Origin of the sequence: Vibrio sp. Vb1729 (assembly GCF_033338655.1) — a bacterium.
Classification (GTDB): Bacteria; Pseudomonadota; Gammaproteobacteria; order Enterobacterales; family Vibrionaceae; genus Vibrio; species Vibrio alginolyticus.
Window position 1 is genome coordinate 172646 of the sequence record NZ_JAWOTB010000050.1, and the last position, 23447, is coordinate 196092.

Annotated in this window: 19 protein-coding genes; all 19 read left to right on the forward strand. The window is 41.6% G+C overall.

What is annotated here, in order from left to right; translation table 11 throughout:
- The first annotated feature begins 7 nt into the window (after positions 1-7).
- The 19 genes from tssJ to R7E29_RS22275 all read left to right on the forward strand — a co-directional run bounded on the left by tssJ (position 8) and on the right by R7E29_RS22275 (position 23193).
- Entirely contained in the window at positions 8-463 is a 456-nt protein-coding gene (gene tssJ, locus R7E29_RS22185) for a type VI secretion system lipoprotein TssJ (RefSeq protein WP_054576750.1), read from the forward strand.
- Positions 464-484: 21 nt separating this feature from the next.
- Positions 485-1810 (forward strand): type VI secretion system baseplate subunit TssK, encoded by a 1326-nt coding sequence (gene tssK / locus R7E29_RS22190; protein WP_081008347.1) that lies wholly within the window; start codon positions 485-487, stop codon positions 1808-1810.
- An 11-nt stretch (positions 1811-1821) separates the two neighbouring features.
- A complete protein-coding gene (gene tssL / locus R7E29_RS22195; RefSeq protein ID WP_033907010.1) occupies positions 1822-3114 on the forward strand; it encodes a type VI secretion system protein TssL, long form in 1293 nt (430 codons plus the stop codon).
- Between the two features lie 16 nt (positions 3115-3130).
- A complete protein-coding gene (gene tssM, locus R7E29_RS22200) occupies positions 3131-6649 on the forward strand; it encodes a type VI secretion system membrane subunit TssM (protein WP_054576748.1) in 3519 nt (1172 codons plus the stop codon).
- Complete coding sequence (tagF, locus tag R7E29_RS22205) at positions 6631-7326, forward strand: type VI secretion system-associated protein TagF (protein WP_054576747.1); 696 nt, start codon at positions 6631-6633, stop codon at positions 7324-7326. The genes tssM and tagF overlap by 19 nt, the downstream gene beginning before the upstream one ends.
- 9 nt (positions 7327-7335) lie before the next feature.
- Positions 7336-8130, forward strand: coding sequence for a PP2C family protein-serine/threonine phosphatase (locus tag R7E29_RS22210; protein ID WP_054576746.1), 795 nt, complete (start codon positions 7336-7338; stop codon positions 8128-8130).
- Positions 8123-9238: a type VI secretion system protein TssA gene (gene tssA / locus R7E29_RS22215; protein ID WP_017635624.1), complete on the forward strand. Its 1116-nt coding sequence runs from the start codon at positions 8123-8125 to the stop codon at positions 9236-9238. The genes R7E29_RS22210 and tssA overlap by 8 nt, the downstream gene beginning before the upstream one ends.
- Before the next feature lie 15 nt (positions 9239-9253).
- Positions 9254-9784: a type VI secretion system contractile sheath small subunit gene (tssB, locus tag R7E29_RS22220; protein ID WP_005387524.1), complete on the forward strand. Its 531-nt coding sequence runs from the start codon at positions 9254-9256 to the stop codon at positions 9782-9784.
- A complete protein-coding gene (gene tssC, locus R7E29_RS22225) occupies positions 9784-11277 on the forward strand; it encodes a type VI secretion system contractile sheath large subunit (RefSeq protein WP_005375950.1) in 1494 nt (497 codons plus the stop codon). Before tssB ends, tssC (R7E29_RS22225) begins: the two co-directional genes overlap by 1 nt.
- A gap of 52 nt (positions 11278-11329) precedes the next feature.
- A complete protein-coding gene (gene tssC / locus R7E29_RS22230) occupies positions 11330-12841 on the forward strand; it encodes a type VI secretion system contractile sheath large subunit (protein WP_318083086.1) in 1512 nt (503 codons plus the stop codon).
- 10 nt (positions 12842-12851) lie between these two features.
- Positions 12852-13646 (forward strand): type VI secretion system accessory protein TagJ, encoded by a 795-nt coding sequence (locus tag R7E29_RS22235; RefSeq protein ID WP_017635622.1) that lies wholly within the window; start codon positions 12852-12854, stop codon positions 13644-13646.
- A 7-nt stretch (positions 13647-13653) separates the two neighbouring features.
- Complete coding sequence (gene tssE / locus R7E29_RS22240) at positions 13654-14118, forward strand: type VI secretion system baseplate subunit TssE (protein WP_258630922.1); 465 nt, start codon at positions 13654-13656, stop codon at positions 14116-14118.
- Complete coding sequence (gene tssF, locus R7E29_RS22245) at positions 14115-15938, forward strand: type VI secretion system baseplate subunit TssF (RefSeq protein WP_053303679.1); 1824 nt, start codon at positions 14115-14117, stop codon at positions 15936-15938. The genes tssE and tssF overlap by 4 nt, the downstream gene beginning before the upstream one ends.
- Positions 15935-16900: a type VI secretion system baseplate subunit TssG gene (gene tssG, locus R7E29_RS22250; RefSeq protein ID WP_005375963.1), complete on the forward strand. Its 966-nt coding sequence runs from the start codon at positions 15935-15937 to the stop codon at positions 16898-16900. The genes tssF and tssG overlap by 4 nt, the downstream gene beginning before the upstream one ends.
- A gap of 10 nt (positions 16901-16910) precedes the next feature.
- A complete protein-coding gene (gene tssH, locus R7E29_RS22255) occupies positions 16911-19478 on the forward strand; it encodes a type VI secretion system ATPase TssH (RefSeq protein ID WP_054576745.1) in 2568 nt (855 codons plus the stop codon).
- 208 nt (positions 19479-19686) lie between these two features.
- Positions 19687-20166, forward strand: a complete 480-nt coding sequence (locus R7E29_RS22260) for an Hcp family type VI secretion system effector (protein WP_005375967.1) — start codon at positions 19687-19689, stop codon at positions 20164-20166.
- A gap of 49 nt (positions 20167-20215) precedes the next feature.
- Positions 20216-22051 carry a type VI secretion system tip protein TssI/VgrG gene (tssI, locus tag R7E29_RS22265; protein WP_053303677.1) on the forward strand — a complete coding sequence of 612 codons (1836 nt, stop codon included), beginning with the start codon at positions 20216-20218 and terminating at the stop codon, positions 22049-22051.
- A gap of 11 nt (positions 22052-22062) precedes the next feature.
- On the forward strand, positions 22063-22353 hold the full coding sequence (locus R7E29_RS22270; protein ID WP_005375969.1) for a PAAR domain-containing protein: 291 nt from the start codon (positions 22063-22065) through the stop codon (positions 22351-22353).
- The gene (locus R7E29_RS22275) at positions 22354-23193 is read left to right on the forward strand and encodes a hypothetical protein (RefSeq protein WP_017633638.1); all 840 of its coding nucleotides are present in this window, start codon (positions 22354-22356) and stop codon (positions 23191-23193) included.
- The last annotated feature ends 254 nt before the right edge of the window (positions 23194-23447 follow it).

The following is a 23447-nucleotide window of genomic DNA, read 5'->3' on the forward strand; positions in this document are numbered from 1 at the left end:
TAGGGTGATGAAAAAGTTTTACCAATATATTTTGTTATTAATTTCAATAGATTTATTTGGGTGCTCAGCAGCGAACCTAGTTGTTGATCCATACTCAGATTTAGAAATAGCAGCAAGTCATAACATTAATCCTGATTCAAACGGCAGGCCTTCTCCTGTAGTGGTGTATGTATTTGAATTAACGTCAAATACCATTTTCGAAAGCCAGGACTTTTTTTCTATTTATGAAGAAAGTGAAAAAGTCTTAGGACCTGATTTAGTGAATAAATATGAAGTTTCATTAACTCCAGGTCAGAAAGAAACATATCAAGCAAGTATGTCTCCAAAGACAGAATATTTAGGCATTGTCGTAGCGTTTCGAGATATTGAAAACTCAAATTGGCGACAAGTCATTAAAGTGGATAAGACCGGTTACAACACATATCAAGTATTGTTAGAAGATCTGTCTTTGGTCGTTAAATAACGTTTAGTTGGCTAATTATAAATGACGCAATACTCCAAGACGGCTTGGTGCGAAGGAATGTTTTTACGTCCCCAGCACTTCCAACAACAAGAACGCGCAACCTCTCAAGAATTCAAGGGCTTACATCAGTTAGGTGGGGCTTACAATTGGGGAGTTTGGAAATGTCGAGTAAAAAAACACGCGCTAAAAGGTGGTCTTATTGAACTTGAGCATCTTGAAGCTGTTTTGCCAGATATGACGTTGGTTAATACGTTAATATCCAACGATTCAGTTTCGCCTCTACTTATTGATAAAAACACTGAAAATACGTTAGTAAAAATAACTCTCCCTCTTTCAAGTGTTACAGGTAAAAACGTTTCGGATGTAAGCGAATCGATCGTCTCTCGTTATGTACTTCAAGATATCGACGTGATAGATAACCTTACAGGACAAGATGAAGAAACCATCCAAGTTGCAGCCCTTAACCTAGAGTTGAAAGCGAGTAATGACAAATTAGCGGGTTATGTGGAGTTACCTATCTTAAGGATCAAAGAGGTAACTCCTGAAGGGGAAGTTATACTAGACGATGAGTACGTTCCTCCGCTTATCAACCTCCTTAGCGACAAAGTTATGTCAGCTTATCTACGTAACGTTATCGCGATGACAAAGATGCGTGCTGACGTTATTGCGCAGCGCTTGATTAAGGGTAAATCTGCATCGGCATCTGCTGTTGATTTCATCATGCTCCAAATGCTGAACCGATATGAGGCTAAGTTAAAGCATTTCAGTGAGTTAGATAGGTTACATCCACTGGAATTAGCGACGACACTTAAAGGTTACATTGGTGAGTTAGCCACTTTTTCTAATAAAACTAAAAGAGTCCCAAGTTTGCTTGCGTATGATCACTTAGATGTATCAAGTGTCTATAGCGAGTTGAATCAGATACTCAGTCAGTACCTCAGTGTTGTTCTTGACCAAACTGCGACCAAACTTCCGTTGGAGCCTCGCCAGTACGGTATTCAAGTGACGCCACTTCCAGATAAACGCTTGCTTGAGTCATGCCAATTTGTGCTAGCAATTAAAGCAGATACCACAACAGATGAAATAAGACGCCTGGTCCCAGCGCAACTCAAGTTTGGCCCCGCAGAACAGATTCGCGATCTAATTAATAATCAGATCAACGGTATAAACGTAGTGCCGTTGAGTGTCGTCCCGAGACAGATTCCTTACCAAACGGGTTATGTCTATTTCGAAGTTGTCAAGAAAGGGCCATTTTGGATGAGGCTAAAAGATAGTGGCGGTATTGCGCTTCACCTATCAGGGCATTTTCCGAATGCTGAACTTGAGCTTTGGAGTATTAATAAATAGGCGCGCTCTGTATGGAACAAACGATAGTAAAACCAACACCGGGTGGAAGAGCTCCCGCATCGAAACCACAATCAGAAAAGTCTGTGGATAATACCGTAGTTATCTCAAAAAGCCCTGAATTGGTGAACAATGATTCAGTGGTCGCTTATGGGAATAACTCTCTACTAGCAGAGGCGAATGGCCTGTTATCTATTATCGGTCAAATTCGGTCGACAGCGACTCATTCCGATCCGTTGTTTCTAAAAGAGACATTGGCACAAAAGCTTAGAGATTATGAGAACCGATTACGTCAGCATGACGTTGATTTGGATACCATTGATACAGCTCGTTATTGTTTATGCTGTTCACTAGATGAAGTTGTCCTTAACACCAATTGGGGTGGGCATTCATTCTGGAGTCACGATTCATTACTTAGCTCCTTCTATGCTAGCAGTCAAGGTGGGGAAGCGTTTTTTAAGCATCTTGATAAGTGCATGGCGAAACCAGATGCGAACTTAGATTTGCTTGAACTAATGTATGTGTGCTTATCTCTCGGGTTTCTGGGTCAATACCGTTTAGAAAAAAATGGACTGGAATCGCACCGGAAATTGAGAAGACAGGTTATTGCTACTCTTAAGTCTTATGGGAGAGGAGTCCCTCAGGAGCTAAGTAATAGTATCGACCAACACATTTTGAATGGCTCAAAGGCTTCTGATAGAGCCCCTCTTTGGGTTGTATGTTCTGTAACGGCGGCATTATTGGTCTGCATATATATGTATTTTAGCTATGAGCTAAATAAGGCATCCAATCGCACCTTTTCTCAATTAGTCAATTTGATTCAACCGCAACAACTTAACCAAGATGCAACGTCAGAATCAAAATCAGCGCCAATTGCAGAAAAGATTTCAATGTATCTAGCAACTGAGATCGGTAAGGGGCTAATCAATGTTGAGCCGCTGCAAGACAGGGTAAGAATTTCGTTAAAGTCTCAAGATCTATTTGAATCAGGTAGTGCTGATGTTGTCGCTTACATCCAACCCGTTATTTCTAAGCTTGCGAGAACATTGGAGTCGACCCAAGGCAAGATCATTGTTACTGGTCACACCGACGATAGGCCTATTTTCACGAGTAAATATCCCTCGAACTGGCACCTATCATTAGCTCGAGCCACTGCTATGTCTGAACAACTGATCTCGAATAGTGCATTAGAAGGGCGAGTGATACCCGAGGGATTGGGGGATGCAAGACCATTAGTTGAAAACAGTAGTGATGAAAACCGAGCTATTAACCGCCGGATTGAAATCGACCTTCTTGTCGCGAATTAATAATAGGTAGATAGAGATGCGTATTAAAGAAATTGGCAGAATATTTACTCAAAGATGGTTTCTCGGTCTTATCGGTGTCGCTGCTTGTTCTATTTTCATTTGGGTTGTTGGTCCACTTATTGCGATAGCGGGATATGAGCCCCTAAAGAGTGACTTTCAACGGCTAGTCACTATTCTAGTGTTGGTGTTGCTTTGGGCGATATTTAACGTTACCAAGCAGCATAAGCAAAAGGTGAAAGAAGACGAAAGTATTCAAACGTTGCTTGAGGTTGATAGCCAATCAGATAAAGAAGCAGCAAGTGAAATTGACTTAATGCGCGAGCGTATTGAGCAAGCTGTCAAAGTAGTGACGAAAACACACAAAGGCAAGAGAAGCTTGTATGACTTACCGTGGTATGTGTTGATTGGCCCTCCTGGAACGGGGAAAACAACCGTATTAAAGCAGTCGGGGTTAGAGTTTCCATTAGGAGACAGCCTTGGCTCTGACTCTATTGCCGGTGTAGGTGGCACTCGCCACTGTGATTGGTGGTTTGCAAATAAAGCAGTTCTTATAGATACGGCTGGCCGGTATACGACACAAGACAGTCAAGAAAAGGTCGACTCTAAAGCGTGGCATGGTTTCTTAGGATTGTTGAAAAAGTATAGAACGCAAAGACCAATTAATGGTGCGATTGTTACGATAAGTTTAGCCAGCGTGATGTCTCAGACTCGAACCGAGCGAAGTCTTCATGCTCGAGCAATTAAGTCGAGACTTCAAGAACTGAAAAACCAGTTAGGCATGCAGTTTCCGATTTACGTATTGCTCACCAAAATGGATTTAGTTGCCGGTTTCAATGAATTCTTTGCCGATTTAAGTAAGGAAGAACGAGATGATTTATTTGGTTTCATGTTCCCTCGTGAAGTGGATGATGAAAGAGGCGTTATTTCTCTATTCAACAAAGAATTTCATGGCATGTTGGAGCGCCTTGATGCCCGTATGCTTAGAATACTTGAAACTGAGGACGATTTAGATAAACGCGCGCTTATCTTTGAATTTCCAAAGCAATTAAGAGTGCTACAAGCTAATCTTGACGAGTTTTTAGCTGAAATTTTTGCACAAAACAGTTTTGAAGAGCCTGCCTTGATTCGTGGTGTGTTTATGTTGAGTTCGGTTCAAGAAGGCTTACCAGTCGATAAGCTGATGAATGAATCAACCAATGGACTTGGGTTAAATCGTTTAGCTCTAGCAAAGAGTCAGACTGGTTCTCATAGTTATTTCGTAAAGAATCTTTTTGACAAGGTTATTTTCAAAGAGCAACTGTTAGGAACAGTTAATCGTCACTATCAAAAGCAGTCAGGTTGGATGCGTCGAGGTGTTTACATTGGATGTACAATGCTACTGCTAGGAGCTTCTGCGCTTTGGTTGATGAGTTATAAGTGGAACTCACAGTTAATTGTCGATACCAATGAACAAGCGAGCCATATTGATGCAATGATTGGCGCTCAAAGTTTAGATTTTGAAGCGGATATTGTTTCAGCTGTAGAAACATTAGATAAGTTGATGACGCTTCCTCTCGGAAAGCAAAGCGACTACGGTGATGCCGACTCTGTAAAGAGGTTTGGTCTCTATCAGGGAGACAAAGTGTCTCAGGCGGCAAACAATGCATATTCTGATGCTTTGACCCAATATTACGCCCCTCTGCTTCTTGATAGCTTGGTGTCAGAAATGGAGAGCAATCAACAGCATCGTGAGTATTTGTACGAAACGTTAAAAACGTATTTGATGTTATTCAATCCAGACAAATATCAACAAGATGAAGTGTTGGCTTGGTTTAACTTTTATTTCGAACGTCAATATCCGGGTGAGCTAAACGCAGACTTAAGAAGACGTTTGCTACAGCACACTCAATATTTATTAGGCAACGATGGACAAGGCTTTACTTACAACACTGCTGCCGTGACGAGTGCTCGAGAAGTGTTGACTCAAATGTCTCTACCTGAACGTGCTTATCAGCGAATGAAAATACAATTTTCTAAGAGTCATGTACCTTCATTTCGCTTGACTGATGTATTGGGACCTAAAGGGCTTGAGCAGTTCGAGCGAGCTAGTGGAAAACCGCTATCACAAGGCATTTCGGGTTTCTACACGTACAATGGTTTTCATAGCATTTTTCAGATTCAGATCAACCGTACAGTAAAAAGCCTAATGGAAGAGAACTGGGTTTATGGTGACGATCTTAAGGCTCATGAAATTGATCAAGATAGTGCCATCCAAGGCGTTCAGTCTCGATACTATCAAGATTATGTTAATGAATGGAAAACGTTGATCGAAGATATTCAATTGAAGCAGGCTCCGAGCCTAGAACTTGCGACAGAGCAAGCGAGGGTTTTATCTGGAGTTGAAAGACCAATCGAATCTTTGTTGAGAGCAATCCAAAAAGAGGTTGCTCTATCAAAAGTATCATTGTCAGAAAATCAAAAAGCCGCTTCTGAAGTTGCTGGTAAAGTTGCCAAAGTTAAGTTTTCAAATACGGCAGATAGACTAGACATGTATTTACCTGAAGAAAACGGTTTCAATGTTGCTCTGCCAGGTAAAGAAGTCGAATCACATTTCTCAGAGATTTTACGCCTTGGTGAGCAAGACTTTGATGATATTCAACAAGCAATGATTAACTTGCGTTCGTATTTAAGTGACTTATCAAGCTCTGGTAACAATCAGAAAATTGCCTACAAAAGTATTTTAGATGGAACCGTTACACAAGATGTCGCAGCTTCCTTTGCTCGTGCTAAAGAACTTTTGCCGAGACCATTTAATCAATGGCTAGGTGAGCTTTCTCAAGAGTCGGTCAAGTTTGCGGAGAGCGGTTCGAAGGATCATCTAAATCAACTTTGGGTAACACAAGTGGTGCGTCCTTATCAGCGGACTATTGCTGGCAGATATCCATTCGAGCCCAATGCGAGCAGAGAAGTCAGATTGAAAGACTTTAAGCGATTCTTTGGTTATGGGGGCACGCTTGACGCATTCTTCCAAGAATACCTCGAACCGTTTGTGGATACTTCGAAAAGTCGTTGGCGATTAGAAAAGGAAATTGGAGTTCGTCCAGAAACACTAATGGTCTTTCAAAGAGCGCAACGTATCAGGCAGTCTTTCTTTGAATCTGATAATTCATTACGCGTAGAGTTTGGTATGAAGCCTGTTTATCTAGACCAGCACATTACTCGATTTGTCTTAGAGTTGGGTGGACAAGATTTGGTTTATAAGCATGGACCAGCAAGAGCTAAATCGTTGAGTTGGCCTGCCGGTCAAGATCAGACTCGAATTGTGTTCACACCACCTGAATCTAAACGCGAAATTGCGCATACCTATGAAGGTGAGTGGGGCATATTCAAGCTTTTGGATCAATCACTTAAAGCAAGGCCAGAATCGCGTAAAGACAATATAGTTATGATTGATTTAAAGGGAAACAAGGTGCAACTAGAGCTTATTCCTTCTAGTGCCATTAATCCGTTTTGGTCAAATGAAATGGAGAGGTTCAGATGTCCACGAACCTTATAACATCAGGCTGGGGATATATCGGTAAAATGCCTGCAAAAGGGGACTTTGTGAAAGATGGTTTATCACAAGATTTCTCGGAGCGTTGGCATGATTGGCAACAGGCGGTTATTGCAGTCAGCAGGGAACAACTGGGCGAAAGCTGGAATGAGCACTTTTTAACGGCTCCTGTGTGGCACTTTGCTTTGGATATTAGCTATTTAGAAGACTCAACCTACATTGGTAGCATGATTCCTAGTGTTGATGCATGCGGTAGATACTTTTTCTTTACTATAGCTCGTGCCGTAAAAGGTGAAGCTGCGCAATATTGGGGTGACAGAGCTTGGACCGAGGACAGTGCCGCTCTTGCTCTTTCAGTACTTGAGGACGACTTTGTCTTTGATGTTTGGCATAAGAGTACTCAAGAAAAAAATGACCTCGTTGCGAATGTGACAAGTGAAGTGAGGTCTCTGGAGTTTCTTTATCAAAGCCAAATATCTACAGTTTTTCATGATCACGGCAATACTGATCAAAACACGCTTTTGAATTTCCTCATTAAAGAGAAATTGAGTAAACCATGTTTTTGGTGGACTGAAGGTTCAACGAAGGTTGAACCATGCATGTTCATTACTAGTGGATTCCCTTCAATTGGTCAGTTTTCAGCCATGCTTGATGGCGGCTGGAAAAAGTGGAATTGGTAGGATAGAAGAATGAATTGGAACTATTTTACCTTTGCTAAATCGCACGCAGGAAAAGTACGCCCTTATAACGAGGATGCTCTGTTGGATATGACAGAACAGCATATTTGGGTGGTTGCCGATGGAATGGGTGGACACAGTGCTGGCGATATAGCAAGCCAGATGCTAGTGGATAGAGTCGCGCGCCACATGCAGGATGTCTCCAGTACTAATATCGATGATATCCGAAGAGTGGTTCAAGAAGCGAACTTAGAAATTTACCAATACGCACAAAATCACTTAGACGGTAAAACGATGGGAACAACACTTGTTTTGTTGTTTATTCAGGATGGGTATTACCACTGTCTTTGGGTGGGTGATAGCCGAATTTACCAGCTTAGAAGTGGTAATTTTGTCCAAAAAACACGTGATCATAGTCAAGTCATGGACTTAGTGGATCAGGGCTTATTGGCATTTGAAGATGCCGAATCTCACCCTCTTGCAAATGTTATTACCAGAGCTGTTGGGGTCGACGAAAGTGTCACTATTGATCAAGTTTCAGGGCAATTGGCTGACGGCGATCAGTTTTTACTCTGTAGCGATGGGCTCTCTAAGGAACTTACGAGTGATGAAATTCATCGGACATTGTATGCAGACTCAGTCAACCAAGCTGGATTAGCGCTCATGCATTCGGCTTTGGTTCGGGGCGCAAGTGATAACGTAACTTGTGCTTTGATCAAAGTTCGCCAAGCGCAAACGGAGTGCGAAACAGTAACTAGAGAAGACGCAACAATACCTGTCTTTCTAAGAGGGAGAGCTTATGAGTAATGAAATGTTTGATTGGTATGAACAAGCGTTGGCTCCTATATCTCAAGAAAATCCTACAGGTGTTGATCCTAGAGAGGATGTATCACCACAGTCTGCTTACTATCGGTTGAAAGATCAGCGTATGGCCGCCCGCAACGCTGAACGTAATGCTCTTATAGAAGAAGAAAGTATCTATACCCACAGTAATTTATGGCGAGTATTTATTGAAGATGTCCCAGAAATACTCACGAATCAGTCTAAAGATTTGGAATTTGTTGCCTGGCTTATAGAAGCCCTAACTCGATTGTATGGTTTTCGTGGTATGGGCGTTGGCTACAAACTCGCAACCAGTTTAATTGAGAACTTTTGGGATGATCTGTACCCAATGCCTGATGAAGATGGTATTGAGACAAGAATATCGGCGATTATTGGCCTCAATGGTATCGATAGTGAAGGAACACTTATTTTTCCAATTGCTTGTATACCATTGACTGACTTAGGCGTGGAGCAAGCTTATGCCTATTGGGAATATCAGCAAGCTATAGAGCTTGAGCGCTTAGACGAAGATAAGCGCCGAAATCGAGTCGAGCTTGGGGCTGTGGAGCTATCTGAAATTACAACTACGGTTAAGTCGACTTCTGATACGTTTTATCGAGAATTAATCACGGATTTGGAGTTCGCTACGGAATCATTTAATGAATTCAGTCAGCGATTAGATGAAGCGGTCGGTGATGTGACTCCTAGCTCTTATATATCAAAAAGACTTGAATCAATACACTCGGCATTAAAGCACCTTCTTGGAGATCGTTTTAATCAACCACAAGCAGTGATTGAAGAGCTAGAGGATCTTGATGAATCTTCTTCTGAACAACCGTTAAGTGCACAAAGTTGTGATGCATTATTAGCGACAAACATGAAATCACGAGAGCAGGCAATTAGACAATTGCAGCAAGTAGCTGATTTCTTCCGAGAGAGTGAACCTCACTCACCAGTTTCTTACTCCATCGAACAGATTATTCGTTGGTGTGGGATGCCTCTGCCGGAGTTACTGGCGGAACTTATCTCCGACGGGGATGCAAAGAAAAGCTACTTCCGTTTGGTTGGCATAGCAGAACAAAATGAAAATTAATAAAGGGAGAATGGTATGACGAGTATCCACTCGAAACTATCACGAGTACGGAAGCCTCGTGTCCACATTACCTATGATGTTGAAACTGAAGGTACAACTCTTAAGAAAGAACTGCCTTTTGTTGTAGGTGTAATGGGTGATTTCGCTGGTCAAAACACAGAAGCGTTGAAGCCATTAAAAGACCGCCGTTTTATTCAGATCGATCGAGATAACTTTGACGATGTACTCAAAAAAATGAATCCATCGGTGAAGTTTAAAGTTGCGAATAAGCTTGCGAATGACGATTCACAGTTTGAGGTCGATTTAAACTTTAAATCAATGCAAGACTTTGAGCCTGCTGCGATCGTAAATCAAGTTGATCCACTACGCCAATTGATGGAAACGCGTAATAAACTGCGTGATTTGATGACAAAAGTTGACCGCTCAGAAGAGCTTGAAAATATCCTAGAGGATGTTTTGAACAATACAGACAATCTGGCAAGACTTGCAGGCGAGTTAGATCTTGACAAGAAAGCGAAGTCAGATAGTACTGAAGGAGCGGAATAATGACGACTGAAGCTGAAAAACAGTTAGATCCAACAGTTAATGAACAGACAACTTCATTCTTAGATCAAGCTATTGGTGCGACTAAGCAGACCGAAGCTTCTCGTGCTGAGGAGCTGATTAAAACGCTCGCTGAAGAAGCAATGAAAGGGACAGTTACTTGGAACAAAAACCTAACAGTAACTTTTCGTGAAGCGATTAATTTGCTCGATAGGCAGATTTCTGATCAGTTGTCTGAAGTAATGCATCACCCAGAATTACAGAAACTCGAAGGTTCTTGGCGCGGCTTAAATTATCTAGTGATGAATTCAGAGACTAGCTCTACTCTGAAAGTTCGCATGATGAGCATGACCAAGAAAGAGCTACATAAAGACTTGAGCAAAGCTGTTGAGTTTGATCAAAGCCAGATCTTTAAAAAGGTTTACGAGTCTGAGTTTGGTAGTGCTGGTGGTGAACCGTATGGTGCATTGATTGGAGACTATGAGTTTACCAACCACCCAGAAGATATTGAGTCGTTACGCCTAATGTCAAATGTAGCGGCTTCTGGCTTCTCTCCATTCTTGTCCGCGGCTTCACCAGCACTATTCGGCTTTGATGAGTGGACTGAGCTGTCAAAACCACGCGACCTAGATAAGGTATTTGAATCACTAGAATACGCCCAATGGCGTTCGTTCCGCGAGAGTGCCGATTCGCGCTTCGTTAGTCTGACGATGCCAAAAGTCCTTGCTCGTTTGCCATACGGACAAGCTACCGCTCCAGTCGAAGAGTTTGGGTTTGAAGAGTTCGAAGTAGATCCTGTTTCAGGTATTGCTGTTAACGCTGAACATAACGACTACTGTTGGATGAACTCTTCGTATGTTCTTGGTGTTAAGTTAACCGACGCATTTTCAAAATATGGATTTTGTACTGCCATCCGTGGTGCAGAAGGCGGCGGTCGAGTGGATAACTTGCCAACGCATTTCTTCATGAGTGATGATGGCGACCCTGATATGAAGTGCCCAACAGAGATTGGTATTACCGACAGACGTGAGGCGGAGCTTGGTAAGCTTGGTTTCTTACCGCTTTGTCACTACAAAAACACCAACTATGCAGTGTTCTTTGGTGCGCAAACCTGTCAAAAACCAGCGAACCATGAATCCCCTGAAGCAACGGCCAATGCGGCCATTTCTGCCCGCCTACCTTATATGATGGCAACATCTCGTTTTGCGCATTATTTGAAAGTAATGGCTCGAGATAAAATTGGTAGCTTTATGGAAGCAGAAGACGTTGAGTCTTGGCTGAACCGCTGGATCCTAGGTTACGTCAATGCTTCTGAAGGCGGTGGTCAAGAGATCAGAGCGAAATACCCTCTAGCAGACGCTCGTGTTCAGGTTAAGGAAATTCCTGGCGCACCTGGTTCTTACAATGCCGTAGCATGGCTGAAACCTTGGTTGCAAATGGAAGAACTGACTACATCTTTGCGACTTGTGGCCAAGATCCCTCAGTCAGGTGGATAAGAAACGAATTGGCTGGTCGAAAGGCCAGCCATGACCAATCTTTATGTTCTAGATGGAATTAGCAGTGTCACTTAACTTTCGCGACCCTAGCAAGCTAAAACATGAGTTCAGTACCGGAGGCTACGCTGAACTTGATAGCCCGTGGTTGACTCGATTCAATGAATCTTCTGATCTTGTATCGTCAGCTCGAATTTGGCTAGAAGGTACACGTTCAAGAGATTTGGACAGCTTTCGTCATAGTGTGATGAACACAATTAACCGCATTGATGAGCTATTAGAATCTCAACTAAATGAAATATTACATCATCCTGAGTTTCAACAGCTCGAAAGGGGGTGGGTTGGAGTTAGGTATTTATGTGAACAGCTTGATTCTCGTTCATCGGATTCTGTAAAAGTTAAGGTTTTAACGGCGACATGGAATGAAATCAGTAAAGATGCTTTAAAAGCCATCGAGTTTGACCAATCAGCACTATTTAAGTTGCTCTATCAAAATGAATATGGGATGGCAGGGGGAGAACCCTTTGGTGTGGTGGTTGGAGATTATCAGCTTCGCTGTGATCCTAGTAAAAATTATTTTGATAGAGATCTGTCTGTGTTGAGTAAGATCTCTCAGTCTGCAGCTGCAGCATTCAGCCCATTTATCATGTCTGCATCGCCAGAGATGTTTGGTGTTGATAGTTTCGCTCAACTCTCTGCGATAAGAGATATAGCGGCCCAATTTGAACAGGAAGATTATGCAAAGTGGCGTAGTTTGAGAGACAACGATGACGCTAAATTTATTGGTTTGACTGCACCTAACGTCTTGTTCCGTCAGCCATACAAAAGTGATGGCTCGCGGAATGATAAATTCAATTTTCAAGAACACATCTACGACTCCAACCGAGATTTGCTATGGGGGAGTAGTGCGTACTGTTTTGCTGCCGTATCAATTAGAGCATTTCAGGAACATGGTTGGTTCACGCATATGCGAGGGATTAAACAAGGCGATTACAGTCAGGGTATTATCGTCGCTCCTACAAGGAGCAAGATGCGTGTTAATGGCAAGAATGATCGTGAAAGATGTCCGTTAAACTTGAAAATCTCTGAGAGAAAAGAACAAGAATTGTCTGAGTGCGGTTTTATTTCTATTTCTCCAATACCTGAGACCGATATGGTGGGGATGACCTCGAATGTATCTCTCTACAAGCCCAAACAATACGCAGAAAAGCATATTTCAACGAATGCAAAACTGACATCGATGTTGCAATACACATTGTGTGTATCGCGAGTCGCACATTATCTCAAGGTTATGGGGCGTGACAAAATTGGTGGGTATCAAGACGCAGAAAGCCTAGAGCGTGACTTTCAACGCTGGTTACATCAGTACACTACCGCATCAGATGAAGCGTCTGATGAGCTTCGAGCTAAATACCCCCTAAATGAAGCGAAAATTACAGTTCGAGAGAAAAGAGAAACTCCTGGACATTATTACTCAGTTATCCATTTGCGACCGCATTTTCAACTCGATCAAATGGTATCTAGCATTAAATTAATTACCGAATTATCACCAGAGCACATGGTGTAAGGAAATAACAATGACTCAATGGAAAAATGCTTTGTCCCAAGGCCTATTGCAACACGCTCTAGAGCAATTAATTGATGAAATTAAAGCAACCCCTAAAGATGCGAGCTTGAGAAGTTCCTTCATTGAGCTTCTTTGCATTGATGGGGACTTCGAGCGTGCGGACGCTCAGCTCATGCAATCGATTAAATTGTTTCCTGAGTATCTGCCTGGTGCAAGTCAGCTACGACATTTAGTGAAAGCAGCTCAAGCTAGAAAGGATTTTATCAATGGTGCGGCTAGTGCCAAAGTATTAGGTGATGAGGAATTAACTAAAGAGCTTGTTCGATTTAATCTTGCTCTCGGAAATCAAGAGTACGAAGAAGCGTCACGTCTATCGCATCGCATTGAAGAGCATCGCACTATTAAAGGGTTTAACGTAAACGGCACAAACTACGAAGATGCTAGAGATATTGATGATCGTTTAGGTGGTTACATTGAACTGTTTTCTACAGCAGGTAACTATTTTCTTGTACCCATATCGAGCATCCATACGCTAGAAGTTAAAGCACCTACTTCTTTGTTAGAGAGTATTTGGCGACCTGTCGAGTTTGATATCGATGGACTTGGTGAAGGCGAAGGCCATATGCCGTTGACATATGTTGACTCAGAGACCGATGCGCAAAAGTTAGGTCGAGAAACGGATTGGAAGCAGATTGGTGAGCAAGAATCTTTTGTTGGCTTGGGTCAAAAATGTTGGTTAGTCGGTGACTCAGCGCTTCCAATCTGTGATTTGACTACATTATTAGAACAGAAACAAATAGCGTAGAAATATCATGTCGTTAACCGTTTCTCTGCTCGACAAATTGATAGATAGTGATCCTCTCACTCGAGATGAGAAAGACTTCCCTGCAAGCCAGCAACAGATGTTGAGCAGCTTACTTAGAGATCTAGAGTCGATGCTGAATAGTCGTATTGGATGGAAAAATATTCCTGATGATCTTCTAGAAGTTCGTTATTCAATATTGAACTATGGGCTGCCAGATTTTTCCTCAATGCCCTATAGCAGCCAAGAAGGGCAGAATCAGCTTTGCGACATCGTTCATGATGCAATTAAAGAGTTTGAGCCGAGGTTAAGGAACCCTCATGTCCAGATTTCGGACGAGAAAAACGTTATTGATAGGGTATTGAGGTTACAGATAAATGCCACTTGCTTAATTGATAACAGTATTCATGAAGTGCGATTCAATTCTGAAGTAGAGCCGGTAAATTTAGGTATGAAACTGAGTAGAGCAAAATGAGTGAAGAGTTTCTCAAGTACTATAATCGCGAGTTAGCTTATTTGCGTCACAAAGGGCAAGAGTTTGGTGAGCAGTATCCTAAGATCGCTGCGAGACTTCGTATTAGTGAGGAACAGGTTGACGATCCACACGTAGAAAGATTGTTAGAAGGCTGCGCATTTCTAACAGCAAGGATTAGACAAAGCTTAGACAATAGTTACCCTCAGTTTACAGAGTCTTTGATGGGACAGTTATATCCGGATTTTCACGCCCCAATCCCGTCAATGTCAGTCATTAAAATGAGCTGTTCTAACTCCACTTCCTCTTATTTTGATGTAGAAGAAGGCGAGCGAGTTGTTATCGGTGCTCCTGGATATCATGAGTGCGAGTTTAGAACTTGTTATCCGGTCAGAATGTATCCTGTTGATGTGACCTCTGGCGTTTTTAAAAATGCGCCTTTCAAGCCAGTTGGCTCACGATGGGAAAGCAATGCTCATTCAGTTTTGAAAGTACAGCTCACGGCTCAAGATGAAGAGACTCCTCTTGGTGAAATGGGGATAGAACGGCTGCGCTTCTATTTAAACGGTCAATCTCAATTGACTTTTAAGCTCTACCAAATGCTGTTTCAAAACCTAATTGGTTTATCTGTTGTTGTGGATGGCAAAGAAGTTCGTCCTTTAACCAAAAGACATCTTTCTGAAGTGGGATTTTCAGAAGATGAGAAAGTTGTGTCATACAGTAAAAGAAGCTTTTCAGGAGCAAGATTACTTGTTGAGTATTTGCACTTTCCTGAGAAGTTTATGTTCTTTGATATCACCGAACTTGGATTATCTGAGCTAGATCTTGGAGAGCAATTCGAACTGTATTTTTACTTTGATACCAACGATGACTGGCTTCCAAAGCAAGTGGACGAAGAAAGCTTAATGGTAGGTTGTGTGCCTGTAATCAACTTATTTAAAAGTATTATGGAGCCTAAGCGTATTCTACCAACTGAATACGATTACCACTTGTCTCCGCAATACCAAGAATCTGAAAGTAATGAGGTTGTCTCAATTTCTGACGTAACGTTGAGAAATTGGAACAAAACGTACCACAATTTGCCATGTTATCACGCTGGTGAGCACACGCATTATACGAACACTAGTGAGATTTATTGGTTGATGAGACGTGAGGATAAGAACTGGGCTGGTGGGTATGATGAGCCAGGTAGAGAAACTTACATTTCTTTTGTTGATAAAAAACATCAATTGTTCAGCCCGGATAGCCGGGAAAACTGGTTAATGTACGTGGAAGCTGAGTGCTGTAACCGCAACTTAGCGCAGAAACTTCCATTTGGAGGTGGGCTGCCGCAAGTATCTTTACCGGAGGTAAATGACAATTTCGAATCTGTTCGTTGTTTAGTTTCTTTATCAGAAACTATTCGGCCAGAAATGGATGAAAGCACACGATGGCAGTTAACTAAGCTTTTAACTTTAAACCATTTTACCGAGGAAGATGGTTTAGCAACTTTGAAGCAGACCCTTAATCTCTATGCATTTTCTGGGACAGCAGAAACGAAAGCGGTAATCGATGCTTTAACTAAGTTAGAGTTTGAGCCTACTACAGGAAGAATTAGTCAGAAAGGCAAAGTTGGATTTGCGCACGGTATAAAAATTATTTTGACGGTTTCTGATCAAATTTTACCCAAAGAGCAGATCTTTCTCTTAGGTAGTGTTTTATCTGTTTACTTCTCGCAATATGCTGAAATTAACATTTTTACGCAGTTAGAAATAAGACTTAAGTCCACGGGAAAGTCTTTCCACCTATGGCCCGCATTAACTGGCGATAAGGTGTTGCTATGAGCGCGGAACAATTTTATCGAGAATTAAAGCAACATCCATTGTTTGAAGCGATTCATCTTATTGAACACGAAGTTCTGCAAGCAGAGGCGCAAATAGGAACAGATGCGTTACCGAAGCATGAAAAGCTAAACTTAAAGGTTAATCCATCATTAGGTTTTGAAAATGCTCAGCTTTGTGAACTGAAAAATATAGATGACAGCAAGTTAGAGATTGAGACCAATTTAATAGGCCTAACGGGTGAGCAAGGTGTGCTTCCCCAGCACTATAGTGAATTAGCTTTACATCGCCAAAAAGAAGGCGATACGGCTATGGTGGACTTCTACGATATTTTCAATCATCGCTTATTATCTCTTTATTATCGATGTTGGCAACTGAGTCAGCTGACTGTTCAGTCTCGTGCGCATGCGCAGGGCGCGCGTTCGCCGTTAGAAAGCTGTAAATCGGCATTAACTGGGAAAGGGAGTTCACTGTCCCGGCACTATGGTGGTGTGTTTGCTTCACCAGTGAGAAGTAAAGGTGGACTAAAAAGTATTCTTGAATGTTTATCTGGATGCCAAGTAAAAGTTCATGAATTTCAAGGACAATGGTTACACCTTACGAAAGAAGAGCAAACACGCCTTGCATCCCGAACTATGCCTGAAGGGCAGTTTGCTCAACTTGGTTTAGGAGCGTCTTTGGGTTCGAAAGCATGGAACATCAACGCGGGGACAACAATAGAATTTCTGCCAAAAGATAAACAGCTAGTTAGTAAATTGCTTCCTAACCAACCCAATATAGCAATCATTAAGAACGCTGCTTATGAGTTGATTGGAAAACATAAACAACTGAAGTGGCAGCTCACCACCAAACATAGTTTGCTACCACAAGCTTGTTTATCGAAACAGCAGGGGCAGTTAGGTATTGGTTCTGTGCTTAAAAAACACGAACGTACAAAAGATCGAACTATAACAATTACTATTTAAAGGAAATGTAATGGCTTCACTCTCACTTTCAGCGTTGGTCGAAAGATTGTCTCCTCAGGCTAAGGAAACGCTTGAACAGGCAGCTGCTATGGCAAGCTCCCGAACTCATCACAGTATTGAAATGTCTCACTGGTTAATGATGATTATCCGCCATCCTGACGATATTTACTCTGAAGTTTTTGACGAATTTGATGTCGATAAAATCAAGGTTGAAACCGATATTCAAAAGGCATTAGAAAAATACAAAACAGGATGCCAGTCGGTGCCTGGGCTATCAGCTCATACGGTGACTGTTATGCAAAATGCCTTGTTGTCTGCAACCATTGAATTCAATCAAGAACAGTTGGGGTGCATCCATCTTTTATTTGCCTACTTGTCTGATGATACGTTAGTCAACATGGCTGGTTCGATTAGTCCTGAACTAAACAAGATAGAACCATCTCGCTTATTGAACTTTAAAGAAAGTAATGCGCCTCAATCAAGATCGAATGACTTAGCGCAGTCAAACGCGAATTCCGCCTTGAATCAATTTACAACAGACCTTACTGAGCAAGCTAGGGAAGGTAAAATAGATCCGGTGATTGGTAGAGATAATGAAATTCGCCTAATGATCGATATTTTATTAAGACGCCGACAAAACAACCCGATTCTTACGGGAGAAGCTGGTGTTGGAAAAACAGCCGTTGTTGAAGGTTTGGCGCAAAAGATCATTGATGGCGATGTACCTCCCGCTCTGCAAAATGTGGCAATTAAGTCTCTGGATTTGGCGTTACTGCAAGCCGGCGCAGGCATGAAAGGTGAGTTTGAAAACAGGCTTAAGAACCTTGTTAAGGAAGTAAACGACGCTCCACAGCCTATTATATTGTTTATTGATGAAGCTCATGGCCTAATTGGCGGTGGTGGGCAAGCGGGCCAAGGTGATGCGGCGAATATTCTGAAGCCAGCATTAGCGAGAGGTGAACTCAGAACGATCGCAGCAACAACGTGGGCAGAGTATAAAAAGTATTTTGAAAAAGATGCAGCTTTAACTAGGCGTTTTCAAGTCGTAAAGGTTGATGAGCCTGCCCCTGAACTCGCGATCGAAATGTTACGAGGCTTACTTGATGTAATGGCACAACACCACGATGTTCATATCACTAACCAAGCTCTCAATGCAGCGGTCCAACTCTCAGCTCGATACATTAATGGTCGTCAACTGCCAGATAAAGCGGTTTCTGTTTTGGATACGGCCTGCTCTCGAGTTGCGTTAAGTCAGTCATCTACACCGGGAGGCCTAGATGCGAAAAGAAATAAACTTAAAGCAAAGCAAGCTGAGTATGAGCATCTTAGCCAAGAGAATCGGCTAGGAGCATCTCTTGATGTGCAGCTGCAAAGTGTCCGAAAAGAGATTGATGCGCTATCTAATGACATTATTGAATTAGAAGTACTTTGGGAAAAAGAAAAAGAATGGGTAAGTGAAGCTAAGTCACTTAGAACCCAAATAATCCAGGAGGGTTCTGAGACTGCGAGAGACAAGTTACAAGAGCTTGAAAATAACCTCTCCGCTAACTCACAGCCCTTAGTTTTTTCGCATGTAAATGAAGCGCTAATCGCAGAAGTTATTTCGGATTGGACCGGTATACCGTTGGGTAAACTTCAGGATGATGAAATCCAAGCAGTATTGGGTTTGAAAGAAAGTTTGTGTAAGCGAGTTGTCGGGCAGGATCACGCTTTAGAGCTCATGTCTGAAGTGATAAAAACCGCGAGTGCGCAGCTCACGGATGAGACACGACCAAATGGTGTATTTCTCCTGACCGGACCAAGCGGAGTGGGTAAAACCGAATCGGCTTTGGCGATTGCAGAGAAAGTGTATGGTAGTGAAGAAAATGTCACGACTATCAATATGTCAGAATTTAAGGAAGAGCATAAAGTCTCATTGCTATTAGGTTCTCCTCCTGGTTATGTCGGTTATGGAGAAGGAGGTGTACTGACTGAAGCTGTTAGACGTAAACCTTATAGTGTAATTCTCCTCGATGAAATGGAAAAAGCGCACCCTGGTGTTCAAGATATTTTTTATCAGGTGTTTGATAAAGGCTCAATTAAAGACGGTGAAGGTCGAGATATAGACTTTAAAAACACTATTATTATTATGACCGCGAACACAGGGACCGAAACGACGATGTCTTTGTATTCTGATCCTGATTTATCTCCTGAGCCGTCAGCACTAAAAGATGCTTTACGCGATGATTTGTTGGTCGACTTTAAACCTGCATTTTTAGGGCGTGTGAACGTATTACCTTATTTGCCTCTATCAAGAAAAGTATTGATAGAAATAACAAAATTAAAGTTGGATAAAATTACGACTCGTATTCGTAAGCACTATAACGCTGACCTGTTTTTTGATGAGGAACTAATTAATGATATTGTAGACAATAGCAATGAGTCTGGGAGTGGTGCGCGTGTGGTACAAACAACCATAGAAAATACATTGCTTCCGAAGATTTCTCATGAAATATTGCATGCAATTCTTAATGATAAGACGTTTGATGAAATTATTGTTAAAGGTACAACTAGTGGACTTGATGTCTCAATAGTTTAACATCCTTTACACTCTCAATAATAATTGGGAGTTGGTTCATATTAACTATTATTTTTTATAAAAAACGCTTAAATTAAATCTTATTTAAAGATATAACAGGGCGTATTTAAAATGAAGTTTTTGATACATTAATCACTAATTATCACCAAACGTCAGATAATTAAATTACTACGATATATGTCAATTAATAATGCTATAGGAGATTAGCATGCAGTCTAATACGTATCTTAAATACGCAGATATTAAGGGTGAGGCAACAGCCGAGCAATACAAAGATTTGATTACACTACTATCTGTAGATTGGAGTGTAGGTCGTGAGATCTCATCATACACTGGTACAGCGATGGACCGTGAAGCGAGCGCTACTCGTCTATATGATTTGACTATCACTAAACTTCAAGACCGTTCTTCTCCTGACTTATTTAAAGAAGCGACGATTGGTAAAGGTAAACCAGCGGTTTTCCATATTACTAAGCAGGGTGAGAAGGTTGAAGAGATCATGAAGATCGAACTGACTGATGCGATGATTTCTAACTACTCAGTTTCTATCCAAGACGATCGTCCAGTTGAAACTATCACAATTTCTTACACAGAAATGATGATGACAGTGACTCCTACTGACGATAAGAACAACACTTCTGCTCCATTGGTATACGGCTACAGCGGTGTTAAAGGTCAACAAATGTAATTTTCATGCGGGGGAGTATTCCTCCGCATTTTTTTGAAAGAAGTATTTAATGAAAAGAGCAACTCAAGATAACAATTTCATCCGAATTTCTTCGCCATTCGGTAAAGATGCCATCATACTAAACTCGTTTGAGTATAGAGAAGAGATCTCAGAACTTTTTTCATTGCGTGCTAAAGCTTACTTTAATGATCAACGAAGTGAGTTAAACGAAATTATTGGTAAGGAAGTTACCATTACCCTTGAAAATAATGAGGATGTTTCTTCAAATCCTCGTTATATGCATGGTTATGTTTCTGCTGCAAGATTAGAAGGGAAAAGGGTTTCTAATACACATAAAGGCGAAAATTATAAAAACATAGAATTATTAATAGAGCCTAAATTACGTTTCGCTGAATATCGAAAAAATTGCAGAATATTTCAGCATAAAGATATAAAGGAAATTATCTCTGAAGTACTATCGGAGCATAGTGTTGCCTTTAGTTTTGAGTTAACCAAGTCCTATCCTAAATACACATACAAAGTACAATATGAAGAATCAGATCTTGAATTTGTTCGACGTCTGTTATCGGAGGAGGGGCTATCATTTTGTTTTACACATACTAAGTCTGCCCATACGCTCAGTATTTTTGATGACATCAGTTTTTATAAGCCGGGTACTGAGTTTTTAGTCGATTTTGATACAGGTACGGCGAAATCTAGCCACATTTCTTCTTGGCATGAAACGCAAATTCTGACTACTAAAGCGAGTCAAAAGTCAGGCTATAACATGCTCAAGCCTTCTTCGAATCCTAAAAATACTGCAAAGGGTGAAAGTGATTTTTTTACAGTACCTGGAAGCGAGTATTTTGAATACATGGGTGAAATGGAGAGCAATGATCAATACGCACTAAGAAACACGCATGCAATAGAAGCACTACAGCAAAATGCATATTTGTGTCGTGGCGAGGCTACGTGCAGAACATTCAGTGTGGGCAAGTGCTTCAAGTTTAAAAAGCATGAAGATAAATCTCGAGTCGGCAAAGAATATGTACTGTCTTCTGTTTTTTTGTCTGCTGCTGTTTATAACCAGACTGGTCAAGGTGGGACCGGTGCGCAAGGTGTCAAAGTCTCGTTTAGTTGTGTTGACTCAAAGACAATCCTGCGTCCTTCAGTTAACTACCCGAAACCTCAGATGAAAGGTTTGCAAACCGCAGTAGTTACGGGGAACAAAGATGGTGAAATTTACATAGACAAACATGGCCGTATCAAAGTTCAGTTTCACTGGGACCGTGTTGGTAAATACGATGTAAATAGTTCATGTTGGATTCGTGTTGCGCAAAATATTGCAGGTAACGGATGGGGGTCGGTGTTTCACCCTAGAGTCGGACAAGAGGTCATCGTCGAGTTTGTTAACGGAGACCCTGATCAACCAATCGTTACGGGGTCACTATATAACGGTAGTCAACTCCCTCCTTACGCTTTACCAGAGCAAAGTTCTCAGAGTGGTTATAAATCACGCTCTGTACAAAAAGGTACATCCAGTTTTAATGAGTTGCGCTTCGATGATAAGCCTGGTGAAGAGCACATTTATCTTCATGCTGAAAAACTGTTCCAAATGCTAGTTGAAGACTGTGTTGATATCGCCGTTGAAAACAGTAAAACCGAAAAAGTGACCAATGATGTTAATCAAGAGGTTGGTCAGAACGCGAGCTTGAAAGTAGGTAAAAACTTTTCGAATGAAACGGGTGAAGTACTGTCTTTTAATGCAGGAAAGAGCGTCGAGATCAAAGTAGGTGGTGCTTCTATTCAGATGTCTAGCTCTGGAGAAATCAATATCAAAGGTAATAAAATATCCATTAACGGCTCAGCTATTGCTCTTAAAGCTGGGCAAATTTCATTGAACTAAGGTGATTTAAAGTGGGTAAACCAGCCGCAATTTTGGGCAGCTTTCATCTTTGCCCTAAAAAAACAGGAAAGATACCGCATGTCGGTGGTCCCGTCGTTGTTGGTTCACCAAACGTAACGATTGGCGGGATACCTGCGGCAAGACAAGGCGACAAGCTTATTTGTATCGGTCCTCCGGATAGTATCTCAGCAGGTTCTTCTAGCGTAACAATCAACGGTAAACCAGCCGCGAGAGTCGGCGATTCAACGTCTCATGGTGGCAAAATTCTATCTGGTATGCCTACGGTTTTAATCGGAGGCTAGATGCCACTCGCATTTCAAACGCATCTTCTATCCTTTAATGGCCGTTCACACACCGTTCGCGAGATAGCTGATGATTCTTTTAGATTGTCCGAGGAAATCCGACCCCCTGACTTTGCTCAATCAATAGATGAGCATATATTAAGCCTCGTGCGCTCTGAGCGCGAGAGTCTTGAGCAAGCTGATATCAAGGAGAATCTCTGTGTTCTTTTACCATCTTCGGTGGACAAAAGTTTGCTTAAAGCATTGATAAGCGAGCTTTCTATTTTCGTTGACCAAACTGTCAATACTGAAATTTACTTTTATCCTTATGGCCAAGCTGCATTTTTGATGGCACTAAATCGGATAAATCGTGAAGTTAATGAAACGCAAGCGACTTGGATACTGGCTATAGAGGTTACGAGTGATGTAGAAGGGCATGTCAAACCTCAAAGCTCTATCATTTTAACCAAGTGTTTTTTTCGACATTCAGGTCTTGTGCCTGATGTTGTTCGAATTGATTTAGATGCCAAACAACAACGCATCGCCGTGGACAAAGTGTTTAAGCAATTAGGAGTAAGTTGTGAACATCCACTCAGTCAATTGTATTTATCCGTTAATGAGGAAGAACCGCAATGGTTAAACTCAATGCAATTCTTGTCTCCGTGGGTGACCGATCAAACTCAGTATCAATTTGTTGATATCAAACTTGGCGGATTGGGTGCATGTGGCGGCGTTTTAAAAGCGTTAGTGATTGATGAGCTTCAAAGAAGCAGCCCCTGCCCAGACTTTCACGTGTTGCAAGCCGACATCGAGTCAGATGGCTATGCGGTAGGAGTAATATACAATTGGCGTAGTGAATAGGTCTGGCTATTGCTTTTCCTTCTAGTAGCTGAGGTTTTAGTGATGCAAATGTTATGGGGGATTGACTCGAAACTGGCCCTTTAATGATGTTTGGACAATGACTAGGCGCAGCTTGCTTTTCAAAATAGCTTTGCTCACCGCGTTTTTACAGTGTTCTTCTCGCTTTCTGATTAAATAGCCAGCCATAGAACACAAACCACATGAAAAGCTGTTCGACTCAAGATATCCTTACCGATATAAAATAACTTGAGTTT

Bases quoted from the DNA above. Each gene is read 5' to 3' on its own strand.
- tssE (WP_258630922.1), top strand. From the start codon at position 13,654: ATGTCGTTAACCGTTTCTCTGCTCGACAAATTGATAGATAGTGATCCT.
- tssB (WP_005387524.1), top strand. From the start codon at position 9,254: ATGACGAGTATCCACTCGAAACTATCACGAGTACGGAAGCCTCGTGTC.
- tssC (WP_005375950.1), top strand. From the start codon at position 9,784: ATGACGACTGAAGCTGAAAAACAGTTAGATCCAACAGTTAATGAACAG.
- tssI (WP_053303677.1), top strand. From the start codon at position 20,216: ATGAAAAGAGCAACTCAAGATAACAATTTCATCCGAATTTCTTCGCCA.
- R7E29_RS22235 (WP_017635622.1), top strand. From the start codon at position 12,852: ATGACTCAATGGAAAAATGCTTTGTCCCAAGGCCTATTGCAACACGCT.
- tssM (WP_054576748.1), top strand. From the start codon at position 3,131: ATGCGTATTAAAGAAATTGGCAGAATATTTACTCAAAGATGGTTTCTC.
- tssC (WP_318083086.1), top strand. From the start codon at position 11,330: ATGGAATTAGCAGTGTCACTTAACTTTCGCGACCCTAGCAAGCTAAAA.
- tagF (WP_054576747.1), top strand. From the start codon at position 6,631: ATGTCCACGAACCTTATAACATCAGGCTGGGGATATATCGGTAAAATG.
- tssL (WP_033907010.1), top strand. From the start codon at position 1,822: ATGGAACAAACGATAGTAAAACCAACACCGGGTGGAAGAGCTCCCGCA.
- tssH (WP_054576745.1), top strand. From the start codon at position 16,911: ATGGCTTCACTCTCACTTTCAGCGTTGGTCGAAAGATTGTCTCCTCAG.
- tssK (WP_081008347.1), top strand. From the start codon at position 485: ATGACGCAATACTCCAAGACGGCTTGGTGCGAAGGAATGTTTTTACGT.
- tssG (WP_005375963.1), top strand. From the start codon at position 15,935: ATGAGCGCGGAACAATTTTATCGAGAATTAAAGCAACATCCATTGTTT.
- tssJ (WP_054576750.1), top strand. From the start codon at position 8: ATGAAAAAGTTTTACCAATATATTTTGTTATTAATTTCAATAGATTTA.
- tssF (WP_053303679.1), top strand. From the start codon at position 14,115: ATGAGTGAAGAGTTTCTCAAGTACTATAATCGCGAGTTAGCTTATTTG.
- tssA (WP_017635624.1), top strand. From the start codon at position 8,123: ATGAGTAATGAAATGTTTGATTGGTATGAACAAGCGTTGGCTCCTATA.
- R7E29_RS22210 (WP_054576746.1), top strand. From the start codon at position 7,336: ATGAATTGGAACTATTTTACCTTTGCTAAATCGCACGCAGGAAAAGTA.
- R7E29_RS22275 (WP_017633638.1), top strand. From the start codon at position 22,354: ATGCCACTCGCATTTCAAACGCATCTTCTATCCTTTAATGGCCGTTCA.
- R7E29_RS22260 (WP_005375967.1), top strand. From the start codon at position 19,687: ATGCAGTCTAATACGTATCTTAAATACGCAGATATTAAGGGTGAGGCA.